The organism is Hydrogenophaga aromaticivorans, assembly GCF_013387465.1.
Classification (GTDB): domain Bacteria; phylum Pseudomonadota; class Gammaproteobacteria; order Burkholderiales; family Burkholderiaceae_C; genus Hydrogenophaga; species Hydrogenophaga aromaticivorans.
The window spans coordinates 468,728-489,031 of sequence record NZ_VYGV01000016.1; the positions used below are offsets into that span (position 1 = coordinate 468,728).

Annotated in this window: 20 protein-coding genes; 12 read left to right on the forward strand and 8 right to left on the reverse strand. The window is 65.5% G+C overall.

All coding sequences use genetic code 11. The features are described from left to right. Positions 1 to 154: 154 nt before the first annotated feature. Genes F3K02_RS19355 through F3K02_RS19370 form a run of 4 tightly spaced genes read left to right on the forward strand, consistent with a single transcriptional unit; the run spans position 155 to position 3,155 of the window. The gene (locus F3K02_RS19355) at positions 155 to 658 is read left to right on the forward strand and encodes a YiaA/YiaB family inner membrane protein (protein ID WP_177137250.1); all 504 of its coding nucleotides are present in this window, start codon (positions 155 to 157) and stop codon (positions 656 to 658) included. Between the two features lie 57 nt (positions 659 to 715). Beyond that, on the forward strand, positions 716 to 1,174 hold the full coding sequence (locus F3K02_RS19360; protein ID WP_177137251.1) for a hypothetical protein: 459 nt from the start codon (positions 716 to 718) through the stop codon (positions 1,172 to 1,174). Positions 1,175 to 1,192: 18 nt separating this feature from the next. Beyond that, complete coding sequence (locus F3K02_RS19365) at positions 1,193 to 2,002, forward strand: DUF2145 domain-containing protein (protein WP_177137252.1); 810 nt, start codon at positions 1,193 to 1,195, stop codon at positions 2,000 to 2,002. 46 nt (positions 2,003 to 2,048) lie between these two features. Beyond that, a complete protein-coding gene (locus tag F3K02_RS19370; RefSeq protein WP_246309589.1) occupies positions 2,049 to 3,155 on the forward strand; it encodes a zinc ribbon domain-containing protein in 1,107 nt (368 codons plus the stop codon). A 24-nt stretch (positions 3,156 to 3,179) separates the two neighbouring features. Here the strand turns inward: F3K02_RS19370 and yiaA are convergent, their stop codons facing one another. Together yiaA and F3K02_RS19380 are read right to left on the reverse strand one after the other, a co-directional pair. Beyond that, positions 3,180 to 3,623: an inner membrane protein YiaA gene (gene yiaA / locus F3K02_RS19375; RefSeq protein ID WP_177137253.1), complete on the reverse strand. Its 444-nt coding sequence runs from the start codon at positions 3,621 to 3,623 to the stop codon at positions 3,180 to 3,182. Between the two features lie 32 nt (positions 3,624 to 3,655). Beyond that, a complete protein-coding gene (locus tag F3K02_RS19380; RefSeq protein ID WP_425485626.1) occupies positions 3,656 to 3,937 on the reverse strand; it encodes an MFS transporter in 282 nt (93 codons plus the stop codon). Positions 3,938 to 4,262: 325 nt separating this feature from the next. Here F3K02_RS19380 and F3K02_RS19385 point away from each other — a divergent pair, with 325 nt between their 5' ends. The 4 genes from F3K02_RS19385 (at position 4,263) to F3K02_RS19400 (ending at position 11,936) form a co-directional block, all read left to right on the forward strand. Next, positions 4,263 to 6,965 (forward strand): PAS domain S-box protein, encoded by a 2,703-nt coding sequence (locus tag F3K02_RS19385; protein WP_177137254.1) that lies wholly within the window; start codon positions 4,263 to 4,265, stop codon positions 6,963 to 6,965. Further along, the gene (locus F3K02_RS19390) at positions 6,962 to 7,600 is read left to right on the forward strand and encodes a response regulator (RefSeq protein ID WP_177137255.1); all 639 of its coding nucleotides are present in this window, start codon (positions 6,962 to 6,964) and stop codon (positions 7,598 to 7,600) included. The genes F3K02_RS19385 and F3K02_RS19390 overlap by 4 nt, the downstream gene beginning before the upstream one ends. Positions 7,601 to 7,847: 247 nt before the next feature. Next, positions 7,848 to 10,748 carry a PAS domain S-box protein gene (locus F3K02_RS19395; RefSeq protein ID WP_177137256.1) on the forward strand — a complete coding sequence of 967 codons (2,901 nt, stop codon included), beginning with the start codon at positions 7,848 to 7,850 and terminating at the stop codon, positions 10,746 to 10,748. Between the two features lie 27 nt (positions 10,749 to 10,775). Beyond that, complete coding sequence (locus F3K02_RS19400; protein WP_177137257.1) at positions 10,776 to 11,936, forward strand: response regulator; 1,161 nt, start codon at positions 10,776 to 10,778, stop codon at positions 11,934 to 11,936. A 7-nt stretch (positions 11,937 to 11,943) separates the two neighbouring features. On the opposite strand, the gene F3K02_RS19405 is transcribed toward F3K02_RS19400, so the two are convergent. Beyond that, the gene (locus tag F3K02_RS19405; protein WP_177137258.1) at positions 11,944 to 13,131 is read right to left on the reverse strand and encodes an MFS transporter; all 1,188 of its coding nucleotides are present in this window, start codon (positions 13,129 to 13,131) and stop codon (positions 11,944 to 11,946) included. A gap of 230 nt (positions 13,132 to 13,361) precedes the next feature. Between F3K02_RS19405 and F3K02_RS19410 the strand changes: the two genes are divergently transcribed. Further along, positions 13,362 to 13,790, forward strand: coding sequence for a c-type cytochrome (locus tag F3K02_RS19410; RefSeq protein ID WP_177137259.1), 429 nt, complete (start codon positions 13,362 to 13,364; stop codon positions 13,788 to 13,790). A gap of 119 nt (positions 13,791 to 13,909) precedes the next feature. On the opposite strand, the gene tgt is transcribed toward F3K02_RS19410, so the two are convergent. The 4 genes from tgt to F3K02_RS19430 form a co-directional block, all read right to left on the reverse strand. Continuing rightward, positions 13,910 to 15,076 (reverse strand): tRNA guanosine(34) transglycosylase Tgt, encoded by a 1,167-nt coding sequence (tgt, locus tag F3K02_RS19415; protein WP_177137260.1) that lies wholly within the window; start codon positions 15,074 to 15,076, stop codon positions 13,910 to 13,912. A gap of 113 nt (positions 15,077 to 15,189) precedes the next feature. Further along, positions 15,190 to 15,570: a c-type cytochrome gene (locus tag F3K02_RS19420; protein WP_177137261.1), complete on the reverse strand. Its 381-nt coding sequence runs from the start codon at positions 15,568 to 15,570 to the stop codon at positions 15,190 to 15,192. A gap of 94 nt (positions 15,571 to 15,664) precedes the next feature. Then, complete coding sequence (locus tag F3K02_RS19425; protein WP_177137262.1) at positions 15,665 to 15,859, reverse strand: hypothetical protein; 195 nt, start codon at positions 15,857 to 15,859, stop codon at positions 15,665 to 15,667. Positions 15,860 to 15,938: 79 nt separating this feature from the next. Continuing rightward, a complete protein-coding gene (locus F3K02_RS19430; RefSeq protein ID WP_177137263.1) occupies positions 15,939 to 16,856 on the reverse strand; it encodes a LysR family transcriptional regulator in 918 nt (305 codons plus the stop codon). A 111-nt stretch (positions 16,857 to 16,967) separates the two neighbouring features. Here F3K02_RS19430 and F3K02_RS19435 point away from each other — a divergent pair, with 111 nt between their 5' ends. The 3 genes from F3K02_RS19435 to F3K02_RS19445 are packed head-to-tail and all read left to right on the forward strand — an operon-like array spanning position 16,968 to position 19,101. Continuing rightward, positions 16,968 to 18,287, forward strand: coding sequence for an aromatic ring-hydroxylating dioxygenase subunit alpha (locus F3K02_RS19435; protein ID WP_177137264.1), 1,320 nt, complete (start codon positions 16,968 to 16,970; stop codon positions 18,285 to 18,287). Then, positions 18,284 to 18,775, forward strand: a complete 492-nt coding sequence (locus tag F3K02_RS19440; RefSeq protein WP_177137265.1) for an aromatic-ring-hydroxylating dioxygenase subunit beta — start codon at positions 18,284 to 18,286, stop codon at positions 18,773 to 18,775. The genes F3K02_RS19435 and F3K02_RS19440 overlap by 4 nt, the downstream gene beginning before the upstream one ends. Positions 18,776 to 18,789: 14 nt before the next feature. After that, a complete protein-coding gene (locus F3K02_RS19445; RefSeq protein WP_177137266.1) occupies positions 18,790 to 19,101 on the forward strand; it encodes a non-heme iron oxygenase ferredoxin subunit in 312 nt (103 codons plus the stop codon). A 51-nt stretch (positions 19,102 to 19,152) separates the two neighbouring features. Here F3K02_RS19445 and queA read toward each other — a convergent pair whose 3' ends face one another. Then, positions 19,153 to 20,277: a tRNA preQ1(34) S-adenosylmethionine ribosyltransferase-isomerase QueA gene (gene queA, locus F3K02_RS19450; protein WP_177137267.1), complete on the reverse strand. Its 1,125-nt coding sequence runs from the start codon at positions 20,275 to 20,277 to the stop codon at positions 19,153 to 19,155. Between the last annotated feature and the right edge of the window lie 27 nt (positions 20,278 to 20,304).

A 20,304-nucleotide genomic window follows, 5' to 3' on the forward strand; every position in this document is an offset into this window, starting at 1 on the left:
TGCCTTTGACGTGCGGTTCAGATGCTGTGGATCAAAAAGTATTGGATATCGATCCTGACAGTTCGATTTTTCGATTCCAGTAGTCAAATCTGACCTCGGATACCTGCGCCCATCCCACCATCGCGCCATGTTCAACAACCCATCGAGGTTTCACATGGCCAGCAGCCCCCGTTCCCCCCTCATCGTGATGCGCGACACCCGTGCCTGGCAGCTCCAGGTCTGGGTGTCGTTTGGCCTCGCGGTCTTTCTCTGCGCCACCGGCCTGGCCTACCTGCCGGGGCAGGCGCTGGACCGAGCGTTCATGGTGATGGGCTATGTGTTCTGCCTGTCCACGGTGTTCGTGTTGTCCAAGGCGGTGCGCGACACGCAGAAAGCCAGCCTCACGGGTGAGGCCGAGACGCCGATGTGGCGCCTGGTGGTCTGGGGCGGTTTTGCGGTGGCGATGGGGCTCACGCTCTGGGGACTGCTGCGCATGCAGATCGATGAGACCTACAAGGCTTACCTGGGCGTGAGCTGGCTGTACCTGGTGACGTCGGCGTTCACGCTGGCCAAGACGCTGCGCGACCGCCACGAGGCGGACCTGGCCGAGGCGCATGTGGCGGGCCGTCAGCAGGCACTGGCCGAACGCTCGGTGGCTCCTGCTCAGGCGGCGGCCTGAAGCGGCTTCTCTTTCCCCTCTTTCTATTGACCCAGTTTCCTTTTCAGGAGCATTGACATGACACGTTCTTTTCTGACCAAGACTTTTCTCGCCGCCGGCCTGGCGCTGGCTTTGGCCGCCGGTCCGGCGCGGGCGCAGAGCGAGGCTTCGCTGGTGCTGTCGGCTTTGCCGGTCGCCTCGGTGGTGGGTGTGGCGGGCAGTGCCGCGGCGGGCGCCGTGGCGGTGAGCGCGCTGCCGGTGGCGCTCACGGTGAGTGGCGCGGTGCTGGTGGTGAAAACGGTCGAGGTGTCGGCGCGCGGCACGGTGATCGTGCTGGAGCGGGCGTCCGACGGCGCGCGGGCCAGTGTGGAGTTGACGGGGCGCGCCGCCTCGGGCGTGGCGGCCAGCGTGGGCACGGCGGTGGTGGTGAGCGTGATCGGCACGGGCGTGCTGCTCTCGGCGGCGGGCGAGGTGCTGTGCTTCATCCCCAACGAACTCGGTCGCGCGCTGCTCCACAACGAACGCATCACCTATTAATAGAGAGTGAAGCTCACCATGAAGAAGACGTTTCAAGCGATTCCCACCGCGCTGGCCCTGGCCGCCGCGCTGCTGATGGCGCCCACCGCGCACGCTGGCCGCTCCTGCGAGCAGCGGGCCATGACGCCGCAGACACTGACGCAGGGTCTGGCGCTGGCGCAGCAGACGGCGCAGGCGCTGGACGCGGAGTTCGCCCGCAGCGGCGCGCGTGTGGTGGTGCTGGGCCGTGCGGGGCAGGACCTGGGCAAGTACCAGCTGCGTTACTCGCACCTGGGCTGGGCCTATAAAACGACCGAAGGGCCGTGGCGCGTGTTGCACAAGCTCAACCAGTGCGGCACATCCACCGGTTCCATCTACCGCCAGGGCCTGGGCGAGTTTTTTCTGGACGACTTGTGGCGCCACGAGGCGGTGTGGTCGGTGCCCGCGCCCGCGCTGCAGGCGCCGCTGCTCGCGTTGCTGACCGACCCGGCGCGCAGCCTGCGCCTGCACGAGCGCGACTACAACATGGTGGCCTACGCCTGGGGCATGCGCTACCAGCAGTCCAACCAGTGGGCGCTGGAGACCATGGCGATGGCGGCCGAGCCGGGCGTCACGAGTCGCGCACAGGCCCAAGCCTGGCTGGGCTTCAAGGGTTACCAGCCCAGCACGCTGCGCCTGGGTGCGCTCACGCGGCTGGGCGCGAGCGCCAGTTCGGCGCACATCCGCTTCGACGACCACCCGAATCACAAGCGCTTCTCCGACCGCGTCGAAACCGTGACGGTGGATTCGGTGCTGGACTGGCTGGCGCGCACGGGCCTGGGCTCGGCGCCGCAACGGATCGTGCTGTGAGCGGGGTCACAATCGCTTGGATATCTTTCTCTTGGAGGGAAACAACATGAGCAAGACCCTGCGTCTGTCCGAAAAGTGGTTCCACCGCGGCCTGTGGCTGGTGGCGTTCCTGTTTGCCTGGTTCCTGACCGGGCTGGGCAGCACCATCGTGGGTGATCTGCCGCAGGTGGAGCAGACCCGCTCGCTGGAAGACTTCATGGACCCGCAGCGCACGCCCGCGCTCAAGGACTCCATCAAAACAGCAGAGCGTGCGGCCGAGGAAGCACAGGCCGAGCTGGAGCAGGCGCAGCTCAAGCTGCAGACGGCGCGCGCCGACAACCGCGCGGCACGCGAGACTTTCGACAACTGGCTGGCCACGCGCAGCGTGACGCAGCGTTCGGAACAGGACGACGAGGTGCTGGTGCGCACGCGCGAGCTGGACGGCCTGCGGCAGGCCGAACGCGCGGCGTTCTCGGCGGTCGAGCGGCAGCAGCAGGCGGCGCTGGACGCGCGCCAGGCGCAGGAACGCGCGCAGGCCGAACTGCGAAGCCTGCAGAACGATGCCCGTGGCGCCTTTGTGGAGGCGCAGCGCGCGCAGGAGCTGCGCGTGTTCGGCTACCGCCTGGCGCTCACGCTGCCCTTGCTGGTGCTGGCCGGCTACCTGTTCAAGAAACACCGCAAGGGCTCGTCGTGGCCGTTCGTGTGGGGTTTCATCTTCTTCGCGCTGTTCGCGTTCTTCGTGGAGCTGGTGCCTTACCTGCCGAGCTACGGCGGCTATGTGCGCTACATCGTGGGCATCGTTCTCACGGTGATCGGCGGGCGCTATGCGATCCAGGCGCTGCAGCGCTACCTGGAGCGGCAGAAGCTCGCCGAAGCGCAGCCGGCCCAGACGCGCCAGCGCGAGATGGACTACGACCAGGCGCAGGCGCGCATGACTAAGAACATCTGCCCGGGCTGCGAGCGCACGGTCGACATGAAAGACGGCAAGACCGACTTCTGCCCGCACTGCGGCCTGTGCTTGTTCGACCACTGCGGGCACTGCAGCACGCGCAAGAACGCGTTTGCTCGCTACTGCTTCTCGTGTGGGGCGTCGGCGAAGGAGCCGGCTTCAGAGCCGGTGAACGCCTCGGCGGACCTGCCGCCGAAAGCGCCTGACGGTGTCGCGGCCGCCTGAGCGCAAAACCGTGGCGGGGCGGGCTTACTCGGCCGCTGCGCCGTCGAACTCGGGGTGGGCGCGGTTGAACTGCGCCACGTCGCGGATGTTCTTCTGCACCGCCACCGCGCCGAACAGCGCGAGCAGGAAGGCCATCGCGTAGAAGCCTTTTTCGCTGGCGGCCAGCGTCGCGTTCCACAGACCCACCGTCAGCAGGATCACCGCGATGCCCAGCGACACCCAGCACAGGCTGTAGTAGATGCCCGTGACGGGAATGCCCTCGATGCGGTCGCGCACCGACTTCTGCAGCGACACGGCAGAAAACAGGCCATACATCAGCAGCGTGAAGTAATAGCCCTTTTCGTTGAGCTGCATCTCGGCGTTCCACAGGCCCAGCAGGTAGACCACGGCCCCGACCAGCAGGGCGGCCCAGGAGGCACCGATGAAAGCGCCGGTGGGGCGCTGGGCGACGTAGGCGGGAGCGGGCATGGGAATCCTCCAGAGTTGTTGGTGGCCGGACTTTACCGGATGCCTGTAACCATTTGTCGCTCCTCGCGCACCAGTCGCCACATGGCCCACAGACCCAGCACCGGGCCGAGCGCCAGCCAAGGCAGCAGTGCGCCCAGCGAAACCATTTCGGCCAGCGAGACGAACAGCAGGATGCTCACGATGGAGATGCCGAAGCCGATGCTGTTGGTGAGCGTGAGCACGCTGCCCACGGCCTGTAGCGGCGCGTTGCGAGCGGTGAGGGTGGAGAACTGCGGTGAGTCGCCCGAGACGGTGATGCCCCATCCGCCACACAAGACCTCAGGCCACGCCAATGGCGGCGAATTCGACTACAGCCACGCAGCTGGGACTCATGTGTGTTTGCGGTTCGATGAGCCCTCGCACAGTGCGAGCGACCTCAGCGATGTTGGCGTCAACGCGGGCGACCGAATTGTCTTCAACTCACTGCCTGAGCGGTAGCCCAGTGGCCACATCCACTCACGCCAACTCGACGAAATGGCTGCTGTGGTCACGCTGAAGGCCGCCTCAAAGGCGATCGTTGACCGCGTGCGAAGCTGCCGTCGAGCGTATCCGTATGGCGTCAACGGATGGCGCTGACCAATCCTGAAATCACGGGTCATTGTGATCGTCTCGCTGTTGGAGTGCGAGCCTCCCGGCGCGCACAATACCCTCATGTCTGCGCCCAAGGATTGCCCACCGCACCGAAGAACGGAGCCTTCAGATGTCCGGGGAGCACCCTGGAATGATGAACAGGGCTATCGGCTGCTGTTCGACGCCCACCCGCAGCCGATGTGGGTGTTCGATCAGACCAGCAAACGCATTTTGGCCGTGAACGCGGCGGCAGTCGCGCGTTACGGCTATTCACACGAAGAGTTCCTACAGCTCAGCGTCATGGACATCCGGCTCGCGCCGCAAGGCCAGGGCGTGACGGTGGAGGAGATTGACCAGGACCCTGTCGGTCCCGATGGCCTGCGGCAGACCCAGCGCTGGCGGTATCGGTTGAAAGATGACAGCGTGATCGATGTCGACATCACCTCCAGCGACCTGCACTGGGGAGACCACGCGGCGCGCCTGGTGGTGGCGACCGAAGTGACCGAGCATGTTGCGCTGCAGCGCCAGGCCGAGCATGCCCTGCGGGACATGGGTGCCGCGCGCGAATTGTTGGACCATGTGATCAATCGGGTGGGCGACGCGATCTTTGCGCTCGACAAGGACATGCGGTTTACCTACCTCAATGCGTCTGCCGTGAGACTGCTCCAGCGCGATCGAGCAGAACAACTGATGGGCAGGTACATCTGGGACGAGTACGAGCTGGAGCATGCGCAAGCCTTTCACCGTGCGTACGACAGGGCGTTTCGGTCCCAGCAGGCGGAAGTCTTCGAGGCGTTCTATGCGCCCTGGAACAAGTGGTTTGAAGGGCGCGTCTTTCCTTCGCCGGAGGGGCTGTCGATCTTCTGCAACGACATCACGGAGCGCAAGGTGTTCGAGCGACTGCTGCTCGACCGGGAGCGTGATTTCCGCCTGCTGGCCGAGCAGACGCCGGCATTGATCTACCGTGCCTCGCTCGAACCGCCATACCGCACGCTGTACATCAGCCCGTCGATTCGCGTCCTCGGCTACACGGTGAGCGAATGGATGGCCGATCCGCTGGCGTGGATCAAGGCGCTTCACCCCGATGACTGCGAACGCGCAGTGGCAGCGCTTTCGGATGAATACGTGGACGGTATCGATCACCAGATTCAGTACCGCTTGCGCGACGCGCAGGGCAATTGGCGGCATTTCCGCGACCGATCCAGCCGGATCGACCCCGCCGATGGAAGCCCGGCCTATGTGCAAGGCATCGCGCTGGACATCACCGATCTTGTGGAAAGTGAACAGGCCTTGCGCGACAGCGAAGCCAGTTTGCGACGCAGTGAGCAGCGCTACCGGTTGGCCGCCGCCAGTGGGCAGGTGTGGGACTGGGACCTGATGAGCGACCGGCTCAGCTTCAGCGACGATTTCTGGATGCAGCTGGGTTTTGAACCCTTTTCGGCTGCGGACTATCGCAGCAGCCGCCTGGCGGACATGATCCATCCCGAGGACCTGGTTCTGCATCACGATGCGATGCGCCGCCACCTCAAGAACCGGGAGCCGTTCGACCTGGAGATTCGCATCTGCGATGCGTGGGGCGAATGGCGGTGGATGCATGTTCGTGGACTGGCCGAGTGGAACGGCGCGGGGCGGGCCATCTACATGGCGGGCACCACGGTGGACATCAGCCAGCGCAAGAAGGCCGAGGCCGCACTGCGTGAATCCGAGGCCTACCGGCGCAAGCTGTTCGAGCAACTGGCCGACGGTGTCCTGCTGATCGACGACAGCAACCGCATCCTGGACGCCAATCCGCAAGCCATGAACATGCTGGGCTATCCGGCTGACAGCCTGCTCAACATGCCGCTGCATGCCTTGCTGGGGAGCCCTCAGCCCAGCATCCCGTTCGACACCCGAAAGACCCAGTCGCCCGGCACGGGGCCGCTGACGGAATGGGACGTCGTGCGTCGGGATGGCACTGTTGTGCCGGTGGAGGTGAGCGCGCGCGCGCTTGACTCCACCCGCCACATCGCCGTGCTGCGCGACATCACCGATCGACGTGCGGCAGAGACTGCGCTGCTCGCCCACCAGTCTGAGCTCTCCGAACTCAATCAGCGGCTGATGCATCAGGAGCGGATCACCACCCAGCGCGTGGCCCAGGCGCTGCACGACAACCTCGGCCAGTCTCTGGCGGTGGCTCGCTTGAATCTTGACACCTTGCTGTTCAAGGCGGGCGAGACCTTGCCGTCGGTGCTGGTGGAGCAGTGCCAGCATCTGTCGGGTGTGCTGGCGCAAGCGGTGCTGGACGTGCGAAGAGTGCTGGCCGACCTGCGGCCGCCCCTGCTCGAGGAGCAGGGTCTGGCTGCCGCGCTGGACAATGAAATCCAGGTCGCACTGTCGGCATCGGGCCCCGATGTGCTGCTGGAGATTGCCGATGGGGTGCATCGCCAGCGTTGGCCCTCCGACGTGGAGTACAGCGCTTTCATGGTGGTGCGTGAAGCCATCGCCAACGCCCGGCTCCACGCGCACGCGTCGCTGATCCGGGTGGTGCTGGACGGTGATGCGCACCGGCTCAATGTGGACGTCGTTGACGACGGCGTGGGCATTGCACCCGACATGCAGCTCGGCCGACCTGGTCATCTGGGCATCGCGGGCATGCGGGAGCGGGCCATCTCCATCGGCGCGCGCTGCGCCATCACCGCAGAACCGGGTGGTGGCACACACGTCTGCCTGAGCTGGACGGCGCCAGGACCATGAGCAACATCTACCTGGTTGACGACCACACGCTCATGCGCGACGGATTGCGGTCGTTGCTGGAAGCCGCCGGCCACCGCGTGGTGGGCGAGTCGGCCGACCCGACGCAGGCGCTGGCCCAACTGCGCGAGCTCGGGCCGGTGGTGGTCCTGCTCGATCTGCACCTGGTCCAGCGCTCGGGTTTCGAGCTGCTCACCGAGCTGCAGCGTCGGGCACCGGAGGTGCGCTCGATTGTGCTGACCATGTCGGCCCAGCCGCGCCATGTGGCTGAGGCGCTGAAGCTGGGTGCGGCTGGATATGTGCTCAAGGGATCGCCCGCCTCCCTGTTGCTTCAGGCGGTCGATCTCGTGAGCAAGGGCCAACGCTTCCTGGGACCCGAAGTGGCCGAGCTCGCCGTGCAGGGCTTTACAGCGCCGGGGGACGACGCCCTGGACACGCTCTCGGTCCGCGAGCGCCAGATCGTGCTGATGGTGGTGCAGGGGCAGTCCAGCTCCGAGATCGGGCGTGCACTGCACCTGTCGCCCAAAACCGTGGACTCGTACCGCAGCCGCATCATGGCAAAGCTGGCCGCGCCCGACGTGCCCGCCCTGGTGCGCTTTGCCATCCGAAACGGTTTGATCGACGCCGGGAACGCCTGATTCGCGGCGTCAAACCCGCAAGCCTTGCGCGGTAGAAAGCCCGGAAAGACCGACAACACGATCGACCTACGGGCCGCATCGAGAACTCCCCACATACCGCGAGCAGCGGCCTTTTTAAAGTCTGTCGCAGATGTGGGTCGGCGTGTCCGACCTTTCCATAGACGGCGCGCGGATGCCTGCAACAAGCGCTTTCTGGCGCAATCGCAGTCCGGGCCGTCTGTCTTCTGCAAACCCATTGGGACAACTCATGCAATCCGCTCCCCTGACTCCCGGCGAAGCCCGACGTCTGGACATCCTTGATTCCCTTGGCGTGGTGGACACGCCAGCCGACCCCGTGCTCGACGGCATCGTGCGGGCTGCCGCCGAGCTGACCGGTTGCCCCGTTTCGCTGGTGAGCCTGGTCGATGACGAGCGCCAGTGGTTCAAGGCGCGCCATGGTCTGGATGTGCAGCAGACCCCGCGCGAGCTGGCGTTTTGTGCACACGCCATCCTGCAGACTGACCTGTTCGAGGTGGGCGATGCGCGGCTGGACGCGCGGTTCGCCAACAACCCGTTGGTGACTGGCGAGCCCCATGTGGTCTTCTACGCCGGCGTTCCGCTGTCGGTGGAAGGTCATGCCATGGGCACGCTGTGCGCAATCGACCACCGTCCGCGCCAGCTATCCGATGTGCAGCGCCAGACGCTGAAAGACCTTGCGCGTGCGGCCGAACACTGGTTGCAAACGCAGTTGGTCAACCGGCAAGCGCAGAGGGCCAACGCCGAGCGCCACAATCTGTTTGACCAGATGGGCGACGGCATCTTGCTGGTCGACCGCAACCACCGTGTGGTCGAAGTGAACCGCGCAACCGCGCGCATGCTCGGTCACAGCGCCGACGAATTGCAGCAGATGCACCTGCACGACCTGTTGCCTGCACGCGAACACACCCGGCTCACACGCACGGCGCTGCGGGTGCTCAAGGGCGGCGAGCAACTGGCCGACTGGCGGGTGTTGCGGCGCGATGGCAGCAGCTTCATGGCGGAGGTCAGCATCCGGCTGGTCGAACAGCAGCGTTTTGTGGTGGTCATGCGCGACATCACACCGCGACACGCGCAGGAGCAGGCGTTGCGGATGCTTTCCATGGCCGTCGAGCAAAGCGTGCAGAGCATCGTGATCACCGACCTGGACGCCAACATCGAATACGTCAACGCCGCGGTGCTGACCAGTTCGGGTTACGCCATGCATGAGCTGCTGGGGCGAAATCCGCGCATGTTTCTGTCAGGCAGGACGCCGCATGAGACCTATGCTCGCATATGGCAGCAGCTCACCGCGGGCAAAGCCTGGCGAGGTCTGCTGTTCAAGCGTCGCAAGGACGGCGTGGAATACGTCGTGGACGCGACGATCACGCCGATTCGAGACGCTCGAGGGACTGTGACCCAGTACCTGGCGCTGATGCTGGATGTGACCGAGAAGCGGCGCCTGACCGAAGAACTGGAGCGCCATCAGCTCCACCTGGAACATCTTGTGGAGCAACGCACCGTGGCGCTGGTGGAAGCGCGCCGCGCAGCCGAGGCTGCCAGCGAAGCCAAGAGCGCGTTTCTCGCCACCATGAGCCACGAGATTCGAACGCCCATGAATGGCGTGGTGGGCAGTCTCGATCTGCTGCAACACTCGGAGCTCTCGGCCTACCAGAGGGATCTGATCGACACCGTCAGCGAGTCGGCGCTGGGCCTTCTGACCATCATTGATGACATCCTGGATTTCTCCAAGATCGAGGCCGGTCAGCTCAAGCTGCAAAGCGAAGCTGTTTCGCTGGAGCGACTCACCGACAGTGTGTGCAGCGCCTTGCGCCCCACGGCCACATCCCATGGAGTCGATCTGCAAGTGGATGTGGCACCGGGCTTGCCTGACTGGATCCTGTGCGACGGGACACGCCTGCGCCAGATTCTCAACAACCTGCTGGGCAATGCCATCAAATTCTCGGCTGGCCAGGGTCGAACAGGTCAGGTGGCGCTGCGGGTGCAGCCCTGTGGGCCAGAATGGCCCGGGCACCTGCAGTTGAGCGTGATCGACAACGGCATCGGCATGTCCCCCGAGGTGCTGCAGCGTATCTTCCAGCCCTTTGTGCAAGCCGAAAGTACCCCCACCCGGCGTTTTGGCGGTACCGGACTGGGCCTGTCGATCTGCAAGCGGCTGGCTGGTCTGATGGGGGGATGGGTCATGGTCGACAGCGAGAAAGGCCAGGGCTCCACCTTCACCCTGACCTTGCCTTTCCAGTCCACGTCGGCCCCCCAGCCCGTGGCCGAGGACAAGCTCGCCATGGTCACGCGCTCCGGGCCGCACTTCGTGGCATCCGGTGGCCCGCTGGTGTTGGTGGCCGAAGACAATTCCGTCAACCAGAAAGTGATCGGGCACCAGCTCGCGCTGTTGGGGTTGGCGGTGGAGATGGTCAGTGATGGACTCGAAGCCCTGGCGCTTTGGCGCGCGGGTCGGGCCTCCCAGCGCCATGCCTTGCTGCTCACCGATCTGCACATGCCCGGCATCGACGGCTACACGCTGGCCACCACCATTCGCGCCGAGGAAACGGGTGGATCGCATCTCCCGATCGTGGCCCTGTCGGCAAATGCCTTGCATGGCGAGATCGAACGCTGCCGCTTGGCCGGCATGGATGACTACCTCAGCAAACCGGTTCGCACGGACCAGTTGGGCGAGATGGTCAAGCGTTGGTTGCCGACGGAGGATGCGCCAACCCCGACCTCGTTTGGGTTGGAGGATTGTGAAGAAGTGGATGTGCTCGAAGTCGAGCTCGGCCACTGCGTCTACGACGACCAGGCGCTGGCGCGTCTGGTCGGCGAAGAGCCCGCGCTGCTGGCCGAGTTCCGTCAGCGATTCGTTGTTTCTGCCCTCAACACCGTGGACGAGATGCGCCGCGCCACCAGCAGCGGCAACACAGTCACCCTGTCCAACCTGGCCCACCGCCTCTCGTCCTCCTGTCGCATGATCGGTGCCGTGGCGCTGGGCGAATGCTGCAGCCGCATCGAGCGCGCTCGCGCCGGCTGCAGCCCCAGCGAGATGCACAGGCTCATGGCCCACTTGGAAGATGCGCTCGCCCATGTCATGACCCGCTTGTGCGGTCACGAGGATTTGCAGCATTCAAACGCTGCCGATTGAACCGAGCGAACTGTTCTGGATCCGACCATGAAGCACAAAGAAGCGCGCATCCTCGTTGTCGGTGACAACGCAGTGGACGTAGAACAGGTTTGCAACATGCTGCGCGATCGTTACCCACATGTGGAGGCCACGACAGATTCGAACAAGTCGGACGCGGTGTTCGACGGGATCAAGCCGCAATTGCTGGTGTTGGCCTTCAAATCGCTGGAAGCCTGTGAGCGCTTCTACCTGGGCCTGTATCGGCGCAGCGAGGTGATCCAGTCGCTGGCGCACCGCACACTGCTGCTTTGTGACAAGGACAGCGTGCGACGCGCCTTTGAGCTCTGCATGCAGGATGTGTTTGACGACTACGTGCTGTATTGGCCGTTGGTGCACGACGCCAAGCGGTTGGCCATGTCGGCGCACCTGGCGCTGTGTGCTCTGGACCAGACGCAGGCGCTTGAGCCGCTGTCCGAGCTGGCCACCCTGGCCCGCCGTGCTGAGTCACTGGAGGAGCAGCTTGCACAGCAGGTCAAGCTTGGGCGGGTGCATGCTCAGAACGTACAAACCACCGCACGCATGGCGCAGGCCTCGGTCAGCCGAGCGATGGGCGGCCTGTCCGAACGCATCTTGGCCAACGGCTTGGACGACGCACTGACGGTACGCGACGCCTCGCGCGTCGAACAGGCCTTTGGAAATTTGCAGCGCGAGTCCTTGATCCCCACGCTGGAATACGTGGTGAAGGCGGCACAACCGGTGCAGGATTGGGTGGACACTATCACCAGCGAACTGGCCGAACCGCTGAGGGCCTCCCAAGAAATGGTCCATCGCGCCAAAATGAGCCGCCCGCAGCTGTTGGTGGTGGATGACGATGTGTTCATTCGCCGTTTGCTCAGGCAGGTGCTCACCAGCGCGCAATACGACGTCGAGGCGGTGGGCACCGCGGCAGATGCTCAGCTATTTCTGGCCACGAACCGGCCAAGCCTGATCCTGATGGACGTCCTGTTGCCGGACTCCAACGGCATCTTGCTCACCCGCGAGCTCAAGGCTGACCAGTTCAACGTGGACATTCCGGTGATCATGCTCACGGGTCAGACCGAAAAGCAGGTGATCGTGGAGAGCCGCAAAGCGGGAGCTGTGGGCTTCGTGGTCAAGCCATTCAGCCGCGACATACTGCTGAAAAAGGTGGCCCAGCACCTGGCCCGCTGAGGCTGCATCAGGAGTGTTGAGCTTCCTCTCGCACCAGCAGCTTCATCGCCCACAAGCCCAGCGCAGGACCGAGCGCCAGCCACGGCAGTAGCGCGCCCAGGCTGATGGTTTCGGCCAATGAGACGAACAGCAAGATGCTCACGATGGAGATGCCGAAACCGATGCTGTTGGTGAGCGTGAGCACGCTGCCCACGGCCTGCGGCGGCGCGTTGCTCGCGGTGAGCGTGGAGAACTGCGGCGAGTCGCCCGAGACCGTGATGCCCCAGAGCACGAGCCAGCCGTAGAACCACAGCGCGGGCGCTTCGATGACCCAGGGCGTGGCCAGGCAACACAGTCCGCTGGTGGCGAGCTGCGCCGAAGCCACGCGCGCGCTGCCCCAGCGCAGCGCGACCCAGCCGCCGCCGGCGCAGCCGATCACGCCCGCGCCCAGTACCCAGAACGCCGCCCACGACAGATCGGGACCCTGCAACCGGGTGGCCAGCACCAGCGGCACCATGACCCACATGGTGTACAGCTCCCACATGTGACCGAAGTAGCCGAGCACCGAGGCGCGCACGCGCCCATCGGTCCAGAGCGCACCGAGCGCGCGCCACTGCAGCGTGGTCACGCGGGCATGGGCGTGCGGCGGGTCGCCGGTGCCGAAAAACAGCAACAACCCGCCCCCCGCCGCGAGCGCGGCCACGCCGAGCATGAGCGTGGGCCAGGGCAGGGTGCCGCTCAGCGCGCGCAGCGCGTGGGCGCTGGCCGAGCCGAGCACCAGCGCGCCGATCAGCAGGCCGAGCGCCCCACCCAGGCCGCGCGTGTACCACTGCGCCGCGATCTTCATGCCCACCGGGTAGATGCCGGCGAGAAACACACCGGTGAGGAATCGCCAGGCCAGCAAGGCCTCGTAGTGCGCGACCATGGCCCACGCGCCCACGGTGCAGGCCGCGCCCGCGAGTGCGCAGAACAGGAACACCTTGCGCGCCGAAAAACGGTCGGCGATGGCCAGCAAGGCAAACACCAGCGTGCCCACGATGAAGCCGAACTGCAGCGACGACGTGAGCGGCCCCACGGCGCTGGCGGGCCAGCCCAGCTCGCGCTGCAGATCGGGCATCACAGCATTCACCGCAAACCACAGCGAAGTGCCCGCGAATTGCGCCAGCACGAGCACCGGCAGGATGTGGCGGGGAATTCTGGCTTGCTGCGGCGTCATGGTGCCTAGCTTACCTGTCAGGTGATTCGTTGGTCTGGCCCCGGGGGGTGTCGGCACCGGGGCGGGTGGGTGCGTCGAAAGGCGCCATGCCATGTGCAGGGCCGCAAGACGGTGCGGCGTTGAGCGTGCTCAATCGGGCGCAGGTGGCGGACTTCATGATGGCTGCACGGCCGTGATCGACAGCCTGGAGGCATCAAGCCTGTGATTTCAGCCACTGAAGGAGAACCATCGTGAAGAAGCAAGTAAACAAAGTAGGCGTCATTGCGGTCGGCCTTTCGCTGTGCAGCGGTCTGGCCTTGGCGCAGCCCAGCAATGACTTGGGCAAGATCGAATTTGTGAACAACTGCGCGGCTTGCCATGGCGTGGATGGCAAGGGCAACGGTGTGATGGGCAACCTGCTTCGGCGCAGCCCGCCCGACCTCACGACGCTGGCCAAAAACAACAACGGTGTTTTACCGATGAATCGGCTGTATGAGGTGATGGAGGGCGCGGGTGTTCCCAGCCATGGCGTTCGCGACATGCCGATCTGGGGCAAGGAATACCTTGTTGAAGAATCGCAGAGACTTCGCGAAGCGCGAGGCGCCTACGATGCTCCGGCGGTGGTGCGCGCGCGCATTCTGACGCTGCTGGAATACATCAGTCGCATTCAGGTCCGCTGATCGACCTGGCGCAAGGGGCGGCCGTACCTTGGCTATTTGCGATTCCTTGAACACAAGGCTTGATGTGTCCACGGAACCGGGTCAGTTCCAGACGGCGAGCATCCAGGTCACTGTGGGTCTCAGACGCCGCGCGCCCGGTCGGCCTTGAACTGCGCGCGGAAGGCTTCGAAGCGACCGGCGTCCAGCGCTTCGCGCACCTCGCGCATGAGGTTCAGGTAGTAGTGCAGGTTGTGGATGGTGGCCAGCATGGGGCTGAGCATTTCGCCGCAGCGGTCCAGGTGGTGCAGGTAGGCGCGGCTGAAACCATCGCGCCCGCCCGCGTCCCAGCTCACGCCGCTCTTGCCCGCGCAGGCGTAGCAGGTGCAGGTGGTGTCGAGCGGCTGGTGGTCGGTCTTGTGGCGCGCGTTGCGGATCTTCAAATCGCCGAAGCGGGTGAACAGCGTGCCGTTGCGCGCGTTGCGCGTGGGCATGACGCAGTCGAACATGTCCACACCGTCGGCCACGCCCTGCACCAGGTCTTCGGGCGTACCGACGCCCATCAGGTAGCGCGGCTTGTGCGCCGGCAGGCGGTGCGGCGTGTGCGCCATGATCTGAAGCATCTGTTCTTTGGGCTCGCCCACGCTCACGCCGCCCACGGCGTAGCCGGGGAAGTCCATGTCCACCAGCGCGTCCAGCGATTCCTGGCGCAGGTGCTCGAACATGCCGCCCTGCACGATGCCGAACAGCGCGTTGGGGTTTTCGAGCCGCGCGAACTCATCCTTGGAGCGCACGGCCCAGCGGCGGCTCATCTCCATGCTCTTGCGCGCTTCGGCCTCGGTGGTGAGGTGGCCGTTGGTCTCGTAGGGCGTGCACTCGTCGAGCTGCATGACGATGTCGCTGTTCAGCCCGGTCTGGATCTGCATGCTGACCTCGGGCGACATGAAGAGCTTGTCGCCATTGACGGGCGAAGCGAAGTGCACGCCTTCTTCGGTGATCTTGCGCATGGCGCCGAGCGACCAGACCTGGAACCCGCCCGAGTCGGTGAGGATGGGTTTGTTCCATTTCTCGAAGCCGTGCAGGCCGCCGAAGCTGGCCATGACCTCGCGGCCGGGCCGCATCCAGAGGTGGAAGGTGTTGCCCAGGATGATCTGGGCGCCCATGTCTTCGAGGCTGGCGGGCATGACGCCCTTGACCGTGCCGTAGGTGCCCACGGGCATGAAGATGGGGGTTTCAACCACGCCGTGGTTGAGCGTGAGGCGGCCACGGCGCGCGTGGCCTTCGGTCTTGAGCAGTTCGAACTGGAGCATGGGGCGAATTGTCGCCGAGTGCGACGCACGACCTGCCGCCAGCCCGCCCCAAGGCAGGTCCGCCCCATGGGGGGCAGCGACCCGCGCAGCGGTGGAGCGTGGGGGTTATCGCTTTATTTTTTGGCTTCGAGCGCCAGGATCCAGGCGACGAGCTTGCCGGCGTCGGCTTCAGAGATGGCGACCTTGTTGGGCGGCATGGCCAGACCGCTGACCTTGTCTTTCCAGTGGCTTTCGTAAGGGCTGGAGCCGGCGAGCACGGTGGTGGTCAGTTGCTGCTGGGCACCTTTTTGCCCCTTGTATTTGGCGGCCACGTCGCGCCAAGCCGGTCCGATGGGGGCGAGGCCGCCCGGGCCTTTGGCGCCCGGCTCGATGTGGTGGCAGGTCATGCAGCCGCTGTTGGTGGCGAGTTTCAGGGCGGCGGCGTCATCGCCTGCGGCGGCCCAGACAGGGGTGGCGAGCAGGGTGACGGTGAGGGTGAGCAGAAGGCGATTCATGGGCCATTTCTCCGGGTGCGTGAAGGGAATACACGCAGGCTAGCAGGCCGAAATGCCACAAACTTGATCTTTGTCAATACGTCCGGGATGCGTCTCAAATCGAGACACGAAGGCCGATCCCGGCGACGAACGGGTGGTCGCGCAGGAGCGCCACGCTGTCGCTGGCCGTGAACGGCGTGTGGGACGGGGTGGGGCGATCGTCGGAGCTGTCCCAGCCCCAGGCCAGCAGCACCGCCAGACCGAGCGACAGGAAAAGGGCCAGGCCCAGACGCACCAACATTTCAATCACGGGATCACCTGCGGCAAGAATTTGCAATGCCCGCGATTGTGACGGCAGGCGGGGTGTGTTTCCTTGGCGGCCGCCGGCATCATGCGGTTTCCGGTGCGCCAAAGTGCGTCGCGACCAGCGCGCGCAGCCACTGGTGGCCGGGGTCGCGGTGCAGCTGGGCGTGCCAGAGCTGGGCGATGTGGCTGGCGGGCAGCTTGAGGGTGAGCGGGCGGGCGACGAGGCCAAAGGGCTCGGTCACGCGATCGGCAAAGCGCTCGGGCACGGTCGCGATCAGATCGCTGCCGCCCAGCACATGGCCCAGCGCCACGTAGTGCGGCACCGTCAACCGCACCCTGCGCACCACGCCCAGCCGCTCCAGTGCCGCGTCCACCAGGCCGTGGCCGGTGCCGGTCGAGACCACGCGCACGTGGCTGGCCTGGCGGTACTGTGTGGCGGTGATCTGCGCCCGCGTGGCCAGCGGATGACCGGCGCGCATGAGGGCCACGTAGTGCTGGCGAAACAGCGTCTGCTGGAAAAAACCGGCCTGCAGTTGCGGCAGCAGGCCCAGCGCCAGATCGACCCGCCCACTGGCCATGTCGTCGCGCAGCGAGGCGTCGGCCACGGGCACGCACTGCAGCGTGACACGCGGCGCCGCTTGCGCCAGCGCGTCCACCAGCACCGGCAGGAAATAGGTTTCTCCGACGTCGGACATGGCCAGCGTGAAGCAGCGCTCGCTGGTGGCCGCCTCGAACGAGGCGCGCACGTTCAAGGCTTCGCGCAGCGTGTCCAGCGCCTGCGCCACCGGGCCGGCGAGCTGCAGGGCGTAGGGCGTGGGTTCCATGCCGCCCGGCGTGCGCAGGAACAGCTCGTCGCCCAGCAGGCCACGCAGGCGGCGCAGCGCGTTGCTCACCGCCGGCTGGCTCAGGCCCAGCGCTTCGGCCACGCGCGAGACGCGGCGCTCGCGCAGCAGCCGGTGAAACACCACCAGCAGGTTGAGGTCGATCTCGTGCAGGTTCATGGGCGCTCATTATTTCGATGGTGAATACAGGCTATCACGCCGTTTCGATTGCTGGATAGGAAACGATTGGCGATCATGCGGGTGAATTCGACAAAAAAACGGAGACACGCCATGACCACCGAGGCCCCCATCGCCAGCCCGGATGCCCTGCACTGGGAGCTGGGCGGCACCAGCCGCATCCCCTTCGCCGTCTACACCGATCAACAACGCCACCAGCGCGAACTGGAGCGCTTCTTCTACAAGGGCCACTGGTGTTACGTCGGCCTGGAAGCGGAAATCCCCAACGCGGGCGACTTCAAGCGCAGCGTGGTCGGCGAACGTTCGGTCATCATGACCCGCGCCGCCGACGGCGCGATCCATGTGGTGGAGAACGTCTGCGCGCACCGCGGCATGCGTTTCTGCCGCAAGCGCCACGGCAACCAGACCGAGTTCGTCTGCCCCTACCACCAGTGGAGCTACGCGCCCAACGGCGACCTGCAAGGTGTGCCCTTTCGCCGCGGCGTGCGGCAGGACGGCAAGGTCAATGGCGGCATGCCGGCCGACTTCAACCCCAAGGACCACGCGCTCACCAAGCTCAAGGTGGCGGTGCGCGGCGGCGTGGTGTTCGCTTCCTTCGACCACGAAGTCGAGTCGCTCGAAGACTACCTGGGGCCGACCATCCTCCAGTACTTCGACCGCCTGTTCAACGGCCGCAAGCTCACCATCCTGGGCTACAACCGCCAGCGCATCCCCGGCAACTGGAAGCTGATGCAGGAGAACATCAAGGACCCGTACCACCCGGGCCTGCTGCACACCTGGTTCGTCACCTTCGGCCTCTGGCGCGCCGACAACAAGAGCGAGCTGCGCATGGACGCGCACCACCGCCACGCCGCCATGGTCTCCACCCGCGGCAGCATGGGCCAGGCCAGCGGCCAGGCCGCGCAGGTGACGCAGGTGTCCAGCTTTAAGGCCGCGATGGAGCTGGAGGACAAGCGCTTCCTGGACATCGTGCCGGAGCCCTGGTGGCAACTCGGCGAGCAGATGCCCACCGCCGTCATGACGACCCTGTTTCCCAGTGTGATCTTCCAGCAGCAGGTCAACAGCGTGAGCACCCGCCACATCCAGCCCGACGGGCATGGCGCGTTCGATTTCGTCTGGACGCACTTCGGTTTCGAGGACGACACGGCCGAGATGACCGAGCGCCGCCTGCGCCAGGCCAACCTGTTCGGTCCGGCCGGTTTCGTGAGCGCCGACGACGGCGAAGTCATCGAGTTTTCGCAGCAGGCTTTCGAGAGCAAGCCGCAGCACCGCACACTGGCGGAGTTGGGCGGGCGCGAGGTGGGTGAGACCGATCACATGGTGACCGAGACGCTGATCCGCGGCATGTACGAGTACTGGCGCAAGGTGATGGAAGCCCCGGAGCCTTCCGTCGCGAAGGAGGTTTCGCCATGAGCGCGCTGGTCAAAGTCGAGTTCGATACCTGGCAGGCGCTGCAGCAGCTCTACAGCGACTACGCCTCGGCCGTGGACAGCGGCCAGTGGGAACTCTGGCCCGATTTCTTCACCACCGACGGCGTCTACAAGCTGCAGCCGCGTGAGAACCACGAGCGCGGCTTCCCGCTCTCAACTCTCGCCTTCGACAGCCAGGCCATGCTGCGCGACCGGGTGTACGGCATACAGGAGACGCTGTTCCACGACCCGTATTACCAACGCCACGTGGTGAGCGCTCCCGTCGTGCGGCACATCGACGAACAGGGCCGGCTGCACTGCGAAGCCAACTACGCGGTGTTCCGCACCAAGCTCGACGGCGCGAGCAGCGTGTTCAACGTCGGGCGTTATCTGGACATCGTGGTCAACACACCGCAGGGCTTCAAGTTCGCTCAACGTCTCTGTGTGTACGACAGCGAAATGATCCCCAATTCCATCATCTACCCCATCTGAACAGGATCAACTTCATGAGCAACTGGACCGACGTGGCCGCCGAGGCCGATCTGTTTGAAGGCGCGGGCATTCCGGTGGCGCCGGGTGGGCGCGACATCGCGCTGTTCGCGGTGGACGGCGAGGTGTTCGCCACCGACAACCTTTGCACCCACGGCCATGCCAGGTTGTGCGACGGCTTTGTGGAAGGGCACGAGATTGAGTGCCCCCATCATCAGGGCCGCTTCGATCTGCGCACCGGCGATGCCACCTTGGCGCCCTGCACCGAGCCCATCAAGATCTGGCCGGTGAAGGTGGAGGGCGGGCGCGTGTTCCTGGATCTGGGCTGATGCCCCCATGCTCCGCCGCAGCTCGGGTCGTCCCTCCGGGGAGCAGCCTTGCTAGGGGCGGCCTGTCGCGGTGGTCGTTGACCGTTCCAGCAGCATTGCGTCGCCGTAGCTGAAGAAGCGGTAGCCCTGCGCCACCGCGTGGCGGTACAGCGCCATCACGTGCTCGTGGCCGGCGAAGGCGCTGACCAGCATCATCAGCGTGCTCTTGGGCAGGTGGAAGTTGGTCACCAGCACGTCCACCACCTGGAACTGAAATCCCGGCGTGATGAAGATGTTGGTATCACCGCTCGTTTCGCCGGACCGCGCCCAGCTCTCCAGCGTGCGCACGCTGGTCGTGCCCACCGCCACCACGCGGCCGCCGCGCGCGCGGCAGTCGGCGATGGCCTGGACGGTTTCGGGCGGGATCGCGTAGCGCTCGTGGTGCATCACGTGCTCTTCAATGCGCTCGGTCTTCATCGGCGCGAAGGTGCCCGCGCCCACGTGCAGCGTCACGTTCGCGCGCTGCACGCCGCGTGCTTCCAGCGCAGACAACACGCCTTCGTCAAAGTGCAGCGCGGCGGTTGGCGCGGCCACCGCCCCCGGTACGCGGGCGAACACGGTCTGGTAGCGGCGCTCGTCGTCGGCATCGTCGGTGTGCGTGATGTAGGGCGGCAGCGGCACGTGGCCGTGGCGTGCCATCAACTCATAGGGCGTCTCGCCCGCCGGGCCCTGCAGGCGCAGGCGGAAGAGTTGCCCCTGTTGATCGGGCCAGCGACCGAGGAAGACCGCGTCGAAGCCGCCGCCACTTAGACCACCGGCCAGGTGCAACAGGCCACCGAGCTGCGGCTTCTTGCTCACGCGGATGTGGGCCACCACTTCCTGCCCCGAGCCGTCGCTGGCTTCTTGCGGCAGCAGCACGCGCTCGATCAGGATTTCAAACTTGCCGCCGCTGGCCTTCTCGCCGAACAGCCGGGCCTTGACCACCTGCGTGTCGTTGAACACCAGCAGGTCGCCGCGCTTCAGCAGGCCGGGCAGCTCGCGGAAGATGCGGTCCACCGGCTGGGCGCCCGTGCCGTCGAGCAGGCGCGAGGCGCTGCGTTCGGCGGCGGGGTGCTGGGCGATGAGTGCGTCGGGGAGTTGGAAATCGAAGTCGGCGACGGTGAAGCCGTGGGCCGATGGAGATGGGGAAGCGGTCATGCTGCTTGAGGGCCGGACAAGGCCCGT